This is a genomic window from Amycolatopsis sp. 505, assembly GCF_031625235.1.
Lineage (GTDB): Bacteria > Actinomycetota > Actinomycetes > Mycobacteriales > Pseudonocardiaceae > Amycolatopsis.
This window is the reverse complement of the sequence record NZ_JACKQP010000006.1, coordinates 363,837-378,525: the sequence shown is the minus strand read 5'-3', so window position 1 is coordinate 378,525 and position 14,689 is coordinate 363,837. Positions and strand designations below refer to the sequence as shown.

At 70.7% G+C, this 14,689-nt stretch carries 17 protein-coding genes; 9 read left to right on the top strand and 8 right to left on the bottom strand.

The annotated features are described in order from the left end of the window. Positions 1-90: 90 nt before the first annotated feature. The gene (locus tag H5965_RS23685; protein ID WP_310972382.1) at positions 91-720 is read left to right on the top strand and encodes a cyclase; all 630 of its coding nucleotides are present in this window, start codon (positions 91-93) and stop codon (positions 718-720) included. Between the two features lie 83 nt (positions 721-803). After that, a complete protein-coding gene (locus tag H5965_RS23680) occupies positions 804-1,571 on the top strand; it encodes an enoyl-CoA hydratase family protein (RefSeq protein WP_310972381.1) in 768 nt (255 codons plus the stop codon). A 23-nt stretch (positions 1,572-1,594) separates the two neighbouring features. Here H5965_RS23680 and H5965_RS23675 read toward each other — a convergent pair whose 3' ends face one another. The 3 genes from H5965_RS23675 to H5965_RS23665 are packed head-to-tail and all read right to left on the bottom strand — an operon-like array spanning position 1,595 to position 2,633. Beyond that, positions 1,595-1,963 carry a barstar family protein gene (locus H5965_RS23675; RefSeq protein WP_310972380.1) on the bottom strand — a complete coding sequence of 123 codons (369 nt, stop codon included), beginning with the start codon at positions 1,961-1,963 and terminating at the stop codon, positions 1,595-1,597. Next, positions 1,960-2,421, bottom strand: coding sequence for a ribonuclease domain-containing protein (locus H5965_RS23670; protein WP_310972379.1), 462 nt, complete (start codon positions 2,419-2,421; stop codon positions 1,960-1,962). The genes H5965_RS23675 and H5965_RS23670 overlap by 4 nt, the downstream gene beginning before the upstream one ends. A gap of 11 nt (positions 2,422-2,432) precedes the next feature. Further along, positions 2,433-2,633: a hypothetical protein gene (locus tag H5965_RS23665; protein WP_310972378.1), complete on the bottom strand. Its 201-nt coding sequence runs from the start codon at positions 2,631-2,633 to the stop codon at positions 2,433-2,435. A gap of 59 nt (positions 2,634-2,692) precedes the next feature. On the opposite strand from H5965_RS23665, the gene H5965_RS23660 reads away from it, so the two are divergent. The 3 genes from H5965_RS23660 to H5965_RS23650 all read left to right on the top strand — a co-directional run bounded on the left by H5965_RS23660 (position 2,693) and on the right by H5965_RS23650 (position 6,381). After that, positions 2,693-3,658, top strand: coding sequence for a zinc-binding dehydrogenase (locus tag H5965_RS23660; protein WP_310972376.1), 966 nt, complete (start codon positions 2,693-2,695; stop codon positions 3,656-3,658). A gap of 149 nt (positions 3,659-3,807) precedes the next feature. Further along, complete coding sequence (locus H5965_RS23655; protein WP_310972375.1) at positions 3,808-4,848, top strand: alpha/beta hydrolase; 1,041 nt, start codon at positions 3,808-3,810, stop codon at positions 4,846-4,848. 90 nt (positions 4,849-4,938) lie between these two features. After that, a complete protein-coding gene (locus tag H5965_RS23650; RefSeq protein ID WP_310972374.1) occupies positions 4,939-6,381 on the top strand; it encodes an amino acid permease in 1,443 nt (480 codons plus the stop codon). On the opposite strand, the gene H5965_RS23645 is transcribed toward H5965_RS23650, so the two are convergent. From H5965_RS23645 to H5965_RS23635, 3 genes are read right to left on the bottom strand one after another with little or no spacing between them, the layout of a single operon-like run. Further along, positions 6,378-7,427: a nitronate monooxygenase gene (locus tag H5965_RS23645; RefSeq protein WP_310972373.1), complete on the bottom strand. Its 1,050-nt coding sequence runs from the start codon at positions 7,425-7,427 to the stop codon at positions 6,378-6,380. The genes H5965_RS23650 and H5965_RS23645 overlap by 4 nt on opposite strands. A gap of 17 nt (positions 7,428-7,444) precedes the next feature. Then, complete coding sequence (locus tag H5965_RS23640) at positions 7,445-7,801, bottom strand: nuclear transport factor 2 family protein (protein ID WP_310972371.1); 357 nt, start codon at positions 7,799-7,801, stop codon at positions 7,445-7,447. A gap of 50 nt (positions 7,802-7,851) precedes the next feature. After that, a complete protein-coding gene (locus tag H5965_RS23635) occupies positions 7,852-8,361 on the bottom strand; it encodes a MarR family winged helix-turn-helix transcriptional regulator (protein WP_310972369.1) in 510 nt (169 codons plus the stop codon). Between the two features lie 108 nt (positions 8,362-8,469). Between H5965_RS23635 and H5965_RS23630 the strand changes: the two genes are divergently transcribed. From H5965_RS23630 to H5965_RS23615, 4 genes are all read left to right on the top strand, one after another. After that, the gene (locus tag H5965_RS23630; protein WP_396136931.1) at positions 8,470-10,242 is read left to right on the top strand and encodes a family 20 glycosylhydrolase; all 1,773 of its coding nucleotides are present in this window, start codon (positions 8,470-8,472) and stop codon (positions 10,240-10,242) included. Positions 10,243-10,439: 197 nt separating this feature from the next. Beyond that, positions 10,440-10,583 (top strand): hypothetical protein, encoded by a 144-nt coding sequence (locus H5965_RS23625; RefSeq protein WP_310972368.1) that lies wholly within the window; start codon positions 10,440-10,442, stop codon positions 10,581-10,583. Next, on the top strand, positions 10,580-11,026 hold the full coding sequence (locus tag H5965_RS23620) for a pyridoxamine 5'-phosphate oxidase family protein (RefSeq protein ID WP_310972367.1): 447 nt from the start codon (positions 10,580-10,582) through the stop codon (positions 11,024-11,026). Before H5965_RS23625 ends, H5965_RS23620 begins: the two co-directional genes overlap by 4 nt. A 26-nt stretch (positions 11,027-11,052) precedes the next feature. Beyond that, positions 11,053-11,634 (top strand): PH domain-containing protein, encoded by a 582-nt coding sequence (locus tag H5965_RS23615; RefSeq protein WP_310972366.1) that lies wholly within the window; start codon positions 11,053-11,055, stop codon positions 11,632-11,634. Positions 11,635-12,121: 487 nt separating this feature from the next. Here the strand turns inward: H5965_RS23615 and H5965_RS23610 are convergent, their stop codons facing one another. Further along, on the bottom strand, positions 12,122-12,691 hold the full coding sequence (locus H5965_RS23610; RefSeq protein WP_310972365.1) for a Uma2 family endonuclease: 570 nt from the start codon (positions 12,689-12,691) through the stop codon (positions 12,122-12,124). A gap of 132 nt (positions 12,692-12,823) precedes the next feature. Further along, complete coding sequence (gene lepA / locus H5965_RS23605; RefSeq protein ID WP_310972363.1) at positions 12,824-14,662, bottom strand: translation elongation factor 4; 1,839 nt, start codon at positions 14,660-14,662, stop codon at positions 12,824-12,826. Positions 14,663-14,689: the final 27 nt, after the last annotated feature.

The window sequence follows — 14,689 nt, the reverse complement described above, 5'->3', positions numbered from 1 at the left end:
TTGACGTCTTGCTTAACTTGCCGGTAACAATCGGGACGGCTGCGCAGCTTTCCTCCCTTCCCTCGTGAAACCGCAGGTAGGTGGATACAGATGAAAGCGCTTCACTTTTCTCGGATCGCCGCGCTGACCGCGGCCGCGGTCCTCCCCCTCGCTCTCGCCGCTCCGGCGTCGGCGGCCACCAGCGTCACCTTCGACTGCCAGGCCAACGCGCCGATCGTCGGGCCGCAGAAGGTGGCGCTGAACCAGGACGCCGACGTCAGCGCGCCCGCCACGGTCGCGCCCGGCGGCGCGTTCGACGTCGTCATCGATCCCGCTCCGAACACCGTGCCGGGCACGGTGAGCGGGAACAAGGTCAAGAACATCAACACGTTCGCGCTCAAGATCCCGATCCCGGCGAACTCGTCGTACGTCGGCGCGACGCTGGCCGGCGGGTCCGGGCTCGGCTCGACCCCGCCGGCCATCTCGGTCGCCAACGGCGTCGCCACGCTGAGCTTCCCCGGCCCGATCGCCGGCGGCGCGACGTTCGAACTGCCCACCGTCACCGCGCACCTGAAGGCGGGCCAGTCGGGCACGATCCAGACCAAGCTGGGCGGCACCAGCTACACCGACCCGGGCCTGACGTTCAAGGCGGTGGCGAGCACGATCATCGGCGACCTCACCGCGCCGACGGCCTGCTTCCCCAACCCCAGCCCGGTCTTCACCACGACGACCATCGGCTGAGCACCGGCCACCCCGCGGGCGGGCACCCGCGGGGTGGCCCGCGTAACACCGGCCGCGCGCGGGGAGTGTGCAAGGGTGTCGGCATGGCTGACGAACTGGTGCACTACGACGTGGTGGGCGGCACCGCCACGATCACCCTGGACTCCCCGCACAACCGCAACGCGCTCTCGGCCCAGTTGCGCCGCGAACTCTCGGACTCGCTCACGAAGGCGGCCGCCGACGACGCTGTCCGCGTCATCGTGCTGACCCACACCGGGCCGGTGTTCTGCGCGGGGATGGACCTCAAGGAGGCCCGTGGCGCCGGCGCGGGCGACCAGGGCGTGAACGAGTTCCCCCGCATCCTCGAGCAGCTTTGGACCAGCCCGAAGCCGGTGGTCGCCCGGCTGGCCGGCCCCGCCCGCGCGGGCGGCATCGGCATGGTGGCGGCGTGCGACATCGCCGTGGCGGTCCCGGAAGCGACGTTCGCCTTCTCCGAAGTGCGCATCGGCGTCGTCCCGGCCATCATCTCCCTGACCGTCCTCCCGCGCCTCAACCCGCGGGCGGCGCACGAACTGTTCCTGACGGGCGACACCTTCGACGCCCGCCGCGCGGTCGAGATCGGCCTGCTGAACTCGGCGACCGATGACCTCGACGCCGAAGTGGCCCGGTTCGTGAAGTCGCTGGCAGCGGGCGGCCCGAAGGCGCTGGCCGAGACGAAGGCGCTGCTGAGCCGGCCCCGCCCGGCCACCCCATCGGACGGCTTCGAGGAGATGCTCGGCCTGTCGGCGAAGTTCTTCGCCAGTGAGGAAGGCCAGGAGGGCATCCTGGCCTTCGCCCAGAAGCGCAAGCCGAACTGGGTCCCCCAGGACTGAGCCGGGACGCTGCCGGACGCCGCTCAGGCGTCCGGCAGCACCACCGTGAGCCGCCAGGAACCGGCGCTGCGGCCGCTCGGGCCGAGCGCGCGCTGCGCGTCCGAAAGCACGCTGCGGATGGCCAGGTAGGTCTTGGGCTCGGCCTTGCGCAGCGCGTCCGAGCCCGGCCAGATCAGCACGTGCTCCCCCGGCGGCAGCCACGACAGGTCGGTCAGGCAGTCGTAGAGCGCGTCGAGGTTGTGGCCGAAGTAGTCCGGAAAGGACAGTGCTTCGGCGAACGCGGTGAGGGTGCTGGGCTTGTCGACGGTCGGCCGCGAGTTCACCAGGTGCGGGTACGCGCCCCGGGCGAAGGCCTCTTCCGCGGCGGCCTTCGCCTGCTCGCCGGCGCTCATCGGGCCGGGTCCACGACGACGAACGACGCGTAGTGGTCGCCGGTGTAGTACAGCTCGTGCGCCTGCCCGGTGATCAGCCGCCGGGCCCCGCGGTCGGGACTGCCCGGCGTCTTCACGGTGTACTCGTGGTAGTAGCCGGACTTCTTGCCGGGCAAGCGCTTCTCCCGGTTCTCGAAGACGACGTCGTCGTTGCGCGGGTAGGGGTACGGGCCGCCCGCCTCGATCAGCTTCCAGGTGTCCGTGGCCTGCGGCGGCAACGCGGAAAGCGCCTTCACCGGCAGCCCGGAGTCCGCGCCCGGTACGGCGGCACCGCCCTTGGCGGGCGCGGTGCTGCTCGCGCTCGAGGGGGTGGCCGGCGACGACGATCCGCTGCCGAGGTTGTCCTTGACCAGCCAGCCCCCCAGCACCAGCACGAGGAGCCCGATCAGCGCGGCGGTGATCCGCCTTCGGTTGAACATGGTGCGCGAGCCTATGCCGAGGGGTCCGAGTCGTCGTCACGCCCCGGAGCGAGCCGGCGGGCGAACAGCCCGACCACCTTGTCGAGCACCCACGCGGCGGCCAGGCACAGCGGCACGACGACCACCATGACCAGCACGAACTGCACCGGGAACCAGGCCTGGGCGAGCCATAGCTCGACCCCGTCCCACCAGTCGGCCAGCCCGTTGAACACGGTGTGAGCCTACGCGCGCCCTGCTGCCACCGCGTGCCAGGGGCGGTACGTTGCAGGACATGTTCGCCGTGTACGCGCAGGAACCCAACGCCGACAGCCCGCTGGACTCGCTCGTCGTGGGCGAGCGCCCCGAACCCGAAGTGCCGGACGGCTGGGTCCGCGTGCACGTCAAGGCGGCCAGCCTCAACATGCACGACCTCTGGACCCTGCGCGGCGTGGGCATCAAACCGGAGCAGTTCCCGATGATCCTCGGCTGCGACGGCGCCGGCACCCTCGACGACGGCACCGAGGTCGTCATCCACTCGGTGATCAACGCGCCGGGCTGGCAGGGCGACGACACGCTCGACCCGAAGCGCACCCTGCTCACCGAGAAGCACCAGGGCACGTTCGCCGACCAGGTCGTCGTGCCGGCCCGCAACGTCGTCCCGAAGCCCACGGCGCTCAGTTTCGCCGAGGCGTCCGTCATGGGCACGGCCTGGCTGACCGCCTACCGGATGCTCTTCGTGAAGTCCGGGCTGCGGCCGGGGCAGACCATGCTCGTGCAGGGCGCCTCCGGCGGCGTGTCGACGGCGCTGGTCCAGCTCGGCCGCGCGGCCGGGTTCCGGGTCTGGGTCACCGGCCGCACCGAGGAGAAGCGGGCCCTCGCCACCGGCCTCGGCGCCCATCAGGCGTTCGAATCCGGCGCGCGGCTGCCCGAGCGCGTCGACGCCGTCTTCGAGACCGTCGGCAAGGCGACCTGGTCACATTCGGTCAAATCGCTCAAGCCGGGCGGTATCATCGTGGTCTCCGGCTCGACCAGCGGCCCGGACGCGCACGCCGAGCTGCAGCGCGTCTTCTTCCTCCAGCTGCGCGTCGCGGGCTCGACCATGGGCACCCGTGACGAGCTCGCGGACCTGCTCGCCTACCTCGATTTGACCGGCGTCCGGCCCCAGATCGGCGCGGAACTTTCCTTTTCCGAGGCACCCAAGGGTTTCCGGGCGATGCTCGAAGGGGACACCGCGGGCAAGATCGTCTTCACCCGCTAGACCGGCCGTGAGCTGGGCGGATCACCGGATCCGCCCAGCGGGGAACACTTTTCGGCAGCTGGTGATTTTTCGACGTATTCAGTTCGAGACCTGGTCGTTAGCACCGAAATTCCCCCAAAACCCAAGCGCGGCCAGGTAATCTGGGACACATGACCGCGACGAAGCGGCCCGCGCCGGCTGAACCGGGCGGCCGGCCCAGTGACGACGACCCGATCCGGGTCTCCTTCCGGCGCTACGCCGGCGTACGCACCCGGGTGCTGGAGGTCGGCGAAACCGCCCCCGAGCCGGAGGCTCCGCGCCGCTCGCTGCGCCGCCGGGCCGCGGCGCCGCACGTCCGCCCCACTACCCCGCGCCTGGTGCTCCTGCACGGCTATTGCGACAGCGCCGACACCTGGCGCCCCGCCCTGGAGCAGCTCGCGGCCGCCGGGATCCCGGCGGTCGCGGTCGATCTGCCCGGGTTCGGCGACGCCCAGCCGCTGCGGCCCGGCCCGATGCTGCCGCAGCTCGACGCCTTCACCACGGCCGTCGTCCGCGAGCAGGCCGTCCTCGGTCCGGTCGTGCTGGCCGGGAACTCCCTCGGCGGCACCATGAGCCTGCGCGCGGCGCAGAACAGCAGGCTGCCGATCTCCGGCGTCGTGTCCATCGCCGCGCCGGGCTTCGTCGATTCGTGGCTGATCCGGGCGGTGGCGCGCTATCCGCTGCCGCTGCGGCTGTACTCGTCCCTGCCCGTCCCGGTGCCGGGGTTCCTGGTGCGCAAGGTCGCCGAGCAGGTCGTCCCGCGGCTGCTGTACGCCGATTCGGGTGCGGCGGACGCGACCCAGGTGCAGCGCTTCACCGCGCTCTTCCCGGATTACCGCGCGACCAAGAGCCGGCTGGAGGAGGCCCGGCAGCTCGTCGCGGAGCTCGCCGACGCCTACCGCCTCGACTCCGTCGAGGTCCCGCTGCTGGTCGTCGCGTGCGGCAAGGACAAGCTCGTCACCGCGGCGTCCGGGCGCCAGCTGCACACGCTCGTGCCGCACAGCAGGCTGCTGGTCCGCGAGGACTGGGGGCACTGCCCGCAGCTGGACGACCCGGTCGAGATCGCCGAACTGCTCACCTACTTCGCGGCGAGCGCGGTCCGGACCACCCAGGCCAAGCGGGCGGCCGCGACGGCGCCGAAGGCGGTCAGCGAGGGCACCGCGGCCGGCTGACGCGCTCAGGCTGTAAGCCCGCGGAGTTGGCGGTAGGTTCCGGCGAGGGTCCGTGATCCGGGCCTTCCACCGACCGTTCGGGAGACGACGATGTCCGCTCCAGAGGGCCTGGGCTCGAGCTCCGGCATCTTCCGGCGCAAGCCGATCGACCAGATCCAGGACACGACGGAAAGCGGCGGGCTGCAACGCACCCTGGGGCTGTGGCAGCTGACCGCCATCGGCATCGGCGGCATCATCGGCGCCGGGATCTTCGCCCTCGCCGGCAGCGTCGCGCACGGCGACGACGCGGCGGGCATCCCGGGAGTCGGCCCGGCGGTGCTGATCTCGTTCCTCATCGCCGGGGTCGCCAGCGCCGCGGCGGCGTTCTCCTACGCCGAGTTCGCCGGCCTGATCCCGAAGGCCGGCTCGGCCTACACCTACGGCTACGCGGTGCTCGGCGAGGTCGTCGGCTGGTTCATCGGCTGGGACCTGCTGCTGGAGTACACCGCGATCGTGTCGGTGGTGGCGATCGGCATCTCGGGCTACTTCAACTTCCTGCTCGGCCAGATCGGCCTCGACCTGCCCGCGTGGATGCTCGGCGCGCCCGGAACCGGGCCGGGGCACAAGGTCGACCTGTTCGCCGCGCTGCTGTGCCTGCTGATCGCGTTCCTGCTCAACCGCGGCATCCGCAGCGCCGCCCGGTTCGAGACGGCGATGGTCGGGATCAAGGTCCTGATCGTGCTGGTCGTCATCCTGGTCGGCTTCTTCTACGTCAAGACCGGCAACTACACGCCGTTCGCGCCCGCGGGCTTCGGCGGCGCGGTGACCGGCGCCGCAACGGTGTTCTTCGCCGTCTTCGGCTACGACGCGATGTCGACCGCAGCCGAGGAGTCCAAGGACGCGCAGCGGCACATGCCGAAGGCGATCCTGTACTCGCTGGCCATCTCGATGGTGCTGTACGTGCTGGCCTGCCTGGTGCTGACCGGCATGCAGAAGTACACCGAGATCGACCCGAAGAGCGGGTTCTCGACGGCGTTCAAGTCGGTCGGCCTCGACGGGCTGGCCACGGTGATCGCGATCGGCGCGATCGTCGGCATCCTGACCGTGCTGTTCACGTTCCTGATGGGCGCCACCCGCGTCGGCTACTCGATGAGCCGCGACGGCCTGCTGCCGCCGTGGTTCGGCAAGACGAACCCGAAGCGCCAGGTGCCGAGCCGGATGACCTGGATCCTCGGCGGCGCGTCCGCGATCATCGCCGGCGTGCTGCCGATCGGCGAGGCGGCCGAGCTGACGAACATCGGCATCCTGCTCGCGTTCGTCGTCGTCTGCGTCGCGGTGATCGTGCTGCGCTACAAGCAGCCGGACCTGCCCCGGACGTTCAAGACGCCGGGCATGCCGGTGGTGCCCGCGATCGGCGTCGTGTTCTCGATCTGGCTGATCACGTTCCTGCAGCCGGCGACCTGGCTGCGGTTCGCCGTCTGGTTCGTCATCGGCCTGATCATCTACTTCCTGTACAGCCGCCGGCACTCGGTGCTGAACCGCTCCGACGGCTAGCGGATCCGGTCGAGGCGCGCGGCGGCTTCGCGCGCCTCGACCTTCAGCCGCTCGATGATCACGGCGGCCGAGGCGTCGTAGGCGAGCGGGTAGGTCTGGCCGGCCCACAGCGAGATCGCTTCGGGGTCGCCGGCCTTCGCGGACGCCTTGCGCACCGGGCCCGCGAGGTGGTTGAGCTGCGGGTATGCGGCCGGCGCGCCCTCGGACAGGGCGTCCATGAACTTGTTGACCAGCCCGCGCGCCGGGCGGCCGCTGAACGCGCGGGTGAAGGCCGTCTCGCGCTCGGCGAGGGCGAGGGCCTTGCGGTGCGCCTCCGACGTCCCGGCTTCGTCCGCGCGCAGGAAGACCGTGCCCAGCTGGGCGGCGACGGCCCCGGCGGCAAGCACGGCCGCGACGTCGGCGCCGTGCACCAGCCCGCCCGCGGCGATCAGCGGCAGGTCGACCCGGGCGGCGACGAGCCGCAGCAGCGCGAGCACGCCGTATTCCGCGCCGCCGCCGGGCAGGCTCGGGTCGTCGGTGAACAGGCTGCGGTGCCCGCCGGCTTCGAAGCCCTGGACGACCAGCGCGTCGGCGCCGAGGTCCGCCGCCCGCTGCGCGGACTCGGGCGTGGTCACCGTGATGACGATCCTGATACCGGCGTCCTTCAGGCGCACCACGTCCGACGGCGTGGGCGGGCCGAAGGTGAACGAGACCACGGGAACGCGCTTCTCGAGCACGACGTCCAGCTTCGCGGGGTAGGCGTCGTCGTCCCACTTCGGCTCGCCGAGCTCGACGTCGTACTCGCGGGCGAACTCCCGCAGGCGGGTTTCGTGGCCCGAGATGTCGGCGCCGGTGTCGGGCTGCGGGACGAAGAGGTTGACGCCGAACGGCCGCCCGGTCAGCTCGGCGGTGCGCTCGATCTGCGCCTTCAGCGCCGCGGGGGTGAGCATGCCGGCGGACAGGAAGCCGAAGCCACCGGCCTCGGACACCGCGGCGACCAGCTCCGGGGTGGTGGGACCGCCGGCCATCGGCGCGGCGACGACCGGGAACGTCAGCTCGTCGAACATGCTCCCGAGCGTAGTACTCAGCCGGGCAGCAACATCGTGTAGAGCTTCGTGATCAGCCCGTCCTCGACGAGCGCGACGTCGATCCCCCGCACGACGGGCGGCTCGCCTTCCGGGCCGAGCTGCCACGCGAGGTGCCCCAGGTCGTGGTTGACCAGCACCGGGCCCGCGGGCGAGAAGACGAAGCCCGGCGACTGCTCGAGCAGGCCTTTCGCCTTCGCGTTCAGCTCTTCGTGGCCGATCGCGACCCCTTCCGGGTCGGCGAACTCGACGTCGGGCGCGTAGGTCTCGGCGATCGCCTTCGCGCGCCGCTCGTCGTCGCGCTCGTTGAACACCTTGAGCAGGTTGGCTTCCATGAGTTCGGCCACCGTCGCCATTCACGTCCTCCTCGAGTCCCGGCCATATTACGTGACATGTCACGTAAATGTCAGGGGTGGTCGTCCGGCCGGGGCAGGCTGCCTTTCTCGACGAGCGTGTCGTAGACGCGGTCCAGCAGGGTGGTCAGCTGCGCCTTCTCGTCGTCCCCCAGAGCGTCCAGGAACGCTTCGCGCACGAAGCCGACGTGATCCGGCGCGGCCCGCCGCAGCACCTCCCAGCCGGTTTCCGCCAGCACGACCTCGGTCACGCGGCGGTCGTCGGCGGCGGTCCCGGTCTCGACCAGCTCACGCGCCCGCATCCGCTTCAGGTGGTGCGAAAGCCGGCTGCGTTCCCAGCCGATGCGGATCGCGAGGTCGGTGACCCGCATCCGGCCGCCGGGCTCGCTCGTCAGGGCGACCAGCACGTGGTAGTCGGCGAGCGAGATCCCGCTGTCGGCGCGCAACTGCCGGTTCAGCTCGTACTCGAGCCGGAGGTGCACCTTCATGTAGGCGTACCAGGCGGCCGTCTCGGCGCTCGAGAGCAGCGCGAACGGCGAGCCCGGCGCGAAGTCCCGCGTCACGAAGCGAGCCTAACCACCCAGTTTGGTCTAGACCACATCGGCGGGAAATGCGACGATCCGGGCAGGTGCGACGGCGAGGTCGCATCCCTTCTGCCTGGAGGTCCCCCGGTGAAGCATCCGTTGACGCGGCGGCTCGGCCGCGCACTCGCCGTGCTGGCCCTGGTCGGCGCCGGTACGACAGCCGCACACAGCACGCCGGCCGTGGCGGCCACGCCGGCGTTGCAGTCGATCGTGCCGGTGCCGGTCTCGGTGACCCCGGCGGCCGGCGTCGCGTTCCCGCTGGTCTCGACCACTGCGATCGTCACCGAGGCGGGTTCGGCCCCCGCGCGGCAGGTCGGCGACTACCTGGCCGGCGTCCTGCGGCCGTCGACCGGCTTCGCGCTGCCGGTGTCCGACGCGCCGGCGTCCGTGCCGTCGGGCAGCATCGCGCTGCTGCTCAGCGGCGCACCCGCGTCCGTCGGCGCGCAGGGCTACCAGCTGGTATCGACGGCGTCGTCGGTCACCGTGCGGGCCACCACCGCCGACGGGCTGTTCGCCGGCGTCCAGACGTTGCGGCAGCTGCTGCCGGGCCGGGTCGAAAGCGCGTCGGCGCAGCCCGGGCCGTGGAGCATCCCGGGCGCGACGATCCTGGATTACCCGAGGTTCGCCTACCGCGGCGCGATGCTCGACGTCGCCCGCCACTTCCACCCGGTGTCGACGGTCAAGCGGTACCTCGACCAGCTGGCCCAGTACAAGATCAACCACCTGCACCTGCACCTGGCCGACGACCAGGGCTGGCGCATCCAGATCGACAGCTGGCCCCGCCTGACGACCTACGGCGGCAGCACCCAGGTGGGCGGCGGCGCGGGCGGCTACTACACGAAGGCGCAGTACACGGACATCGTGAACTACGCGGCTTCCCGCCACATCACGATCATCCCGGAGATCGACATGCCGGGACACGTGAACGCGGCCCTGGCGTCGTACGCGGAGCTGAACTGCAACGGGGTGGCGCCGGCCTTGCGCACGGACACCGCGGTCGGCTACAGCTCGCTGTGCATCTCGAAGGACATCACGTACACGTTCGTGGCGGACGTCCTGCGCGAACTGGCGGCCCTGACCCCGGGCCCGTACCTCCACATCGGCGGCGACGAAGCATCGGCGACGTCGCAGGCGGACTACCTGACGTTCATGAACAAGGTGCTCCCCCTGGTGGCGGCGACGGGCAAGTCGGTGATCGGCTGGCACGACATCGCCAAGGCGACCCTGCCGGCTTCGGCGTCGCCGCAGTTCTGGGGGACGACGACGTCCGACTCGGGCGTCTCGACGGCGGTTTCCCGCGGCAGCAAGGTGATCCTGTCGCCGGCGAACAAGGCGTACCTGGACATGAAGTACAACAGCTCGTCACCGATCGGCCTGTCGTGGGCGGGCTACATCGAGGTCCAGGACGCGTACAACTGGAACCCGGGAGCGTACCTGTCGGGCGTGGGCGAGTCGGCGGTCCGCGGCGTGGAGTCACCACTGTGGACGGAGACGGTGGTCAAGCCGGCGGACATCGACTACCTGGCGTTCCCGCGCCTGGCGGCGCACGCGGAGCTCGGCTGGTCCCCGTGGTCGACGCACGACTGGACGGCCTTCCGCACCCGGCTGGGCGCGCAGGCGCCGCGGTGGGTGGCGCAGGGCATCGGCTTCTACCGGTCATCGCAGGTCGCGTGGGACACGGGCGGGACGACGAACCCGGGCACGTGCACGGACCCGGCGTGGAGCGCCACGCAGGTGTACACGGGCGGCAACGTGGTGTCCCACAACGGCCACAAGTGGACGGCGCAGTGGTGGACGCAGGGCGAGGAGCCGGGAACGACGGGCCAGTGGGGAGTGTGGACCGACAACGGCACCTGCTGACGTGAGTGGCCGGGGCGTGGCACGGTCGACGGGTGAGTAAGACGCCCGCACGGCCACGCCCCGGAGCAACCGGAGCTGTCCGGCTTCCGCGCCGAGCAGGTCGCCGCGGACAACGCCGCGCACCAGCGGCGGCTGGCCGAGGACGCGCGAACCGGCGCATCACCGAGCTCTACACCAAGGCGGCCGACCAGGAAGCCGTGTTCCGCGACGAGGCGTTGTTCGGCGGCGCTGTCTCCTTCGCTGCGGCGACCTTCGAGCGGGACGTCGTGCTCGACCAGGTCCAGGTGGTGGACGGCGATGCGGGCCATGTCGGGCCTCCGGACGCTAGGTTGGGGCCATGAACGCTGATCTGGAGCAGGTTCGCACGCTGTCGCTGCAGGAGCACGGCCTCGCCACCGTCGCCACGACGCGGGCGGACGGCACCGTGCACGCCTCCGTCGTCAATGCCGGTGTCTTCGACGATCCGGTGACCGGTGCCCCGGGTGTCGCGTACGTCGCCGTCGGGAGGGCGCACAAGCTCGCCTTGCTGCGGCGGGCCGGGCACGCCACCGTCACCTTCCGGCGCGGCTGGAACTGGCTGTCGGTCACCGGCGCCACCCACCTCATCGGACCCGACGACCCCGACCCGGCGTTCGACCCGGCCGGCCTGCCGCAGCTGCTGCGCGACGTCTTCATCGCCGCCACCGGAACCCACGACGACTGGGCCGAGTACGACCGCGTGATGGCCGAAGAGCGGCGGGTCGCGGTGTTCATCCGGGCAGACCGGATAATCGGCAATCCCTGACCCGTCCGGCCCCAGGAGTCGTCCCGTTGTCCGAGTCCCCGCCCCGCGTCAGCACGCCGGTCAAGATCCTGGTCGGCTTGCTCATCGTCGCCGACGCCGGATTCGGCGCGGCGCTCGCCACCGGGCTGGTGCGCGGCGTCTCGCCGTGGCTGATCGGCGCCGCCTACGCGGCGAGCGTGCTGGTGGCTGTCGTCGCCTACCGCATTTCGCGAGCGCGGGACCTGAAGCGTGGCTTCGAGGGCCTGCGCGACCTCACGATCGGCGACGAGGGCATCCGCCTGCCGGCGGGCACCCTCAGCACCCGCTTGGTGCCGTGGCCGGAGATAGCGGAGGTGACGACCCGCCGCTCAGCCCGCTTCGGCGACGGCTACCTGCGCGACGCCCTGTGGGTGGACCTGGTGACCGGAGGAGGTGTCGAGAGCTCGGTGCAGCGCTACGCGCCCCGCGGCAAGCTCGAGCCGGCACCGCCGCAGCGAAGGCAGTTCGAGCAGACGGCGATCCTCCCGCCGGCCCTGTTCGACGCGGTCATCGAGCGGCTCCGGAAGGAACTGCGCCACCGGCAGCTGGACGCCCAGCTCCGCGGTACACCGCGCTTCCGGCCGCACTGAGCGGAGGCCCCACCCGCGAAGCCTGCCACGCCGCCGGGGCAGGCCCGGCCACTCGAGCAGACCGGCCACCCCGGCAAGCCAGCCACCCCGGTCGGCCGACTGGACTGCCTCGACAGGCCCGGCCGTCCCAGCAGGCCGGCCGCCCCAGCGAGCCCGGACGCCCGGGGCAGACCCAGCCGCACCAGTGACCGGCGCCCCGGCAAACCCGCCGTCCGCGCAGGCCCAGCCGCCTCAGCAAGCCAGTTGGCCCGCCAAACCCGAGCCCCCCAGCAAACCGGCCACCCTGGGCAAACACAGCCACCCCGGCAACCCAGGCAGGCCGAGCCACACCAACCGGCCAGCCGCCCAGTAGACCGGCTACCCCGGCGAACCCGCCCACCCGGGCAGGCCCAACCGCACCGGCAGGCCGGCCAACCCGGCCACCCGGCAGGCCCAGCACCAGCAGGCCAGCCGCACCGGCAACCCGCCCGCCCCGCCGCGGCCGGGGTCAGCCGAGGCGGCCCAGCAGGTCCCGTGGCACGATCCGGACCCGGAACGGCCGCTCGAGCTCGATCACCTCGTCGCCCGCCGCCTTGGCCGCCTGGTGGTAGCAGCCGTCCGCGTCCAGCTCGAACACCGTCAGCGCGGGTTCCTGGGGGTCGATCACCCAATAGCTGGCCGTCCCGAGCCGTTCGTAGACCGCCTTCTTGGTGTTGAGGTCGTGGATCGCCGTGCTGGGCGACAGCACTTCGACCGCCAGCAGCGGTGGCGCCGGGAGGTCCAGCTCGGTGAAGTCCTCGCCCCGGCCGACCAGGACGTCCGGCTGGAGCTCGATCCGGTCGCCCGAGTGCACCGCGAACGGTGCTCCGACCACTTCGCAATCAGGCGGGCACGCAGCTTCCAATACGCCATAGAGCCCGTACGCGATCTTCTGGTGTCTCAGTCCCGGCGCGGGGCTCACGACGAGCACCCCGTCGATGAGTTCGTGGCGTCGGCCATCGTCCGGCATCCCCTCGAGGTCCTGCACCGTCAGGGGGCCCGAATCGGCGGGATGCTCGATGTCTGCCATGACCGTCATGGTGCTCTCCTTTCGCTCTTCGCACCAGAGGACACCAGAGAGCACCGACAGAAACCGCATCGAACGCGGGTTCGGCGCCCATATTCACTCGGTGGCGTGAATATGGGCGCCGCTGTCACATCAACAGAACAGTTACTTCTTCTTGCCGGAGTCCTCAGTGGACAGTGCAGCGACGAAGGCTTCCTGCGGAACCTCGACCCGGCCGACGGTCTTCATCCGCTTCTTGCCTTCCTTCTGCTTCTCCAGCAGCTTCCGCTTCCGCGAGATGTCACCGCCGTAGCACTTGGCCAGAACGTCCTTGCGGATCGCGCGAATCGTCTCGCGGGCGATGATCCGGGAGCCGACGGCCGCCTGGATCGGGACCTCGAACTGCTGACGCGGGATCAGCTCGCGCAGCCGCGTCGCCATCCGGTTGCCGTAGCCGTAGGCCGCGTCCTTGTGCACGATCGCCGAGAACGCGTCCACGGTTTCGCCCTGCAGCAGGATATCCACCTTGACCAGATCCGAAATCTGCTCGCCGGCCTCTTCGTAATCGAGAGACGCGTAGCCGCGCGTACGCGACTTCAGCGTGTCGAAGAAGTCGAAGATGATTTCCGCCAGCGGAATGTTGTAGCGCAGCTCGACGCGGTCCTCGGACAGGTAGTCCATGCCGAGCAGCGAGCCCCGCTTCGTCTGGCACAGTTCCATGATCGTGCCGACGAACTCCGACGGCGCCAGGATGCTCACCTTCGACACGGGCTCGTGCACTTCGGCGATCTTCAGCCCGGTCGGCCAGTCGGACGGGTTCGTCACGACGACCTCGCTCCGGTCTTCGAGGACCACGCGGTAGATGACGTTCGGCGCCGTCGAGATCAGGTCGAGGCCGAATTCACGCTCGAGCCGGTCGCGGGTGATCTCCAGGTGCAGCAGGCCGAGGAAGCCGCAGCGGAAGCCGAAGCCCAGCGCCACCGACGTCTCCGGCTCGTAGTCGAGCGCGGCGTCGTTCAGCTGGAGCTTGTCCAGCGCCTCGCGCAGCTCGGGGTAGTCGGAACCGTCCACCGGGTACAGCCCGGAGTAGACCATCGGCTTCGGTTCGCGGTAGCCCGCCAGCGCCTCCTTGGCGCCGTGGCGCTCGGAGGTCACGGTGTCGCCGACCTTCGACTGCCGGACGTCCTTCACACCGGTGATCAGGTAGCCGACCTCGCCGACGCCGAGGCCCTTGCTCGGCTTCGGCTCCGGCGAAATGATCCCGACCTCGAGGAGCTCGTGCGTGGCGCCGGTCGACATCATCCGGATCCGCTCGCGCGGGGTGATCTTGCCGTCGACGACGCGGATGTAGGTGACGACGCCGCGGTAGGTGTCGTAGACCGAGTCGAAGATCATCGCGCGGGCGGGCGCGTCGGCGTCGCCCTGCGGCGCCGGGACCTGCTTCACGACCTCGTCGAGCAGCTCGCCGACGCCCATGCCGGTCTTGGCCGAGACCCGCAGCACGTCCTCCGGCTCGCAGCCGATGATGTGGGCGAGCTCACCCGCGTACTTGTCGGGGTCGGCCGAGGGCAGGTCGATCTTGTTGAGCACCGGGATGATCTGGAGGTTGTTCTCCAGCGCCAGGTACAGGTTGGCCAGCGTCTGGGCCTCGATCCCCTGCGCCGCGTCGACCAGCAGGATCGCGCCTTCGCACGCCTCCAGGGCCCGGGAGACCTCGTAGGTGAAGTCCACGTGGCCGGGCGTGTCGATCATGTGCAGGACGTGGTCCTGCCCGTCGACCTTCCAGGGCAGCCGGACGTTCTGCGCCTTGATCGTGATGCCGCGCTCGCGCTCGATGTCCATCCGGTCGAGGTACTGGGCCCGCATGGCGCGCTCTTCGACGACGCCGGTGAGCTGCAGCATGCGGTCGGCCAGGGTCGACTTGCCGTGGTCGATGTGCGCGATGATGCAGAAGTTCCGGATCAGCTCCGGCGGCGTGAAGGTGGTGTCGGCGAACGTCGTCACTCGAATGAGTCCTCGGAAAGTCGGGGA

What these genes read in the sequence shown, in the direction of transcription:
- H5965_RS23685 (WP_310972382.1), top strand. Translation starts at nt 91, where the DNA reads ATGAAAGCGCTTCACTTTTCTCGGATCGCCGCGCTGACCGCGGCCGCG.
- H5965_RS23650 (WP_310972374.1), top strand. Translation starts at nt 4,939, where the DNA reads ATGTCCGCTCCAGAGGGCCTGGGCTCGAGCTCCGGCATCTTCCGGCGC.
- H5965_RS23670 (WP_310972379.1), bottom strand. Translation starts at nt 2,421, where the DNA reads ATGTTCAACCGAAGGCGGATCACCGCCGCGCTGATCGGGCTCCTCGTG.
- H5965_RS23645 (WP_310972373.1), bottom strand. Translation starts at nt 7,427, where the DNA reads ATGTTCGACGAGCTGACGTTCCCGGTCGTCGCCGCGCCGATGGCCGGC.
- H5965_RS23680 (WP_310972381.1), top strand. Translation starts at nt 804, where the DNA reads ATGGCTGACGAACTGGTGCACTACGACGTGGTGGGCGGCACCGCCACG.
- H5965_RS23610 (WP_310972365.1), bottom strand. Translation starts at nt 12,691, where the DNA reads ATGACGGTCATGGCAGACATCGAGCATCCCGCCGATTCGGGCCCCCTG.
- H5965_RS23620 (WP_310972367.1), top strand. Translation starts at nt 10,580, where the DNA reads ATGAACGCTGATCTGGAGCAGGTTCGCACGCTGTCGCTGCAGGAGCAC.
- H5965_RS23675 (WP_310972380.1), bottom strand. Translation starts at nt 1,963, where the DNA reads ATGAGCGCCGGCGAGCAGGCGAAGGCCGCCGCGGAAGAGGCCTTCGCC.
- H5965_RS23655 (WP_310972375.1), top strand. Translation starts at nt 3,808, where the DNA reads ATGACCGCGACGAAGCGGCCCGCGCCGGCTGAACCGGGCGGCCGGCCC.
- H5965_RS23640 (WP_310972371.1), bottom strand. Translation starts at nt 7,801, where the DNA reads ATGGCGACGGTGGCCGAACTCATGGAAGCCAACCTGCTCAAGGTGTTC.
- H5965_RS23660 (WP_310972376.1), top strand. Translation starts at nt 2,693, where the DNA reads ATGTTCGCCGTGTACGCGCAGGAACCCAACGCCGACAGCCCGCTGGAC.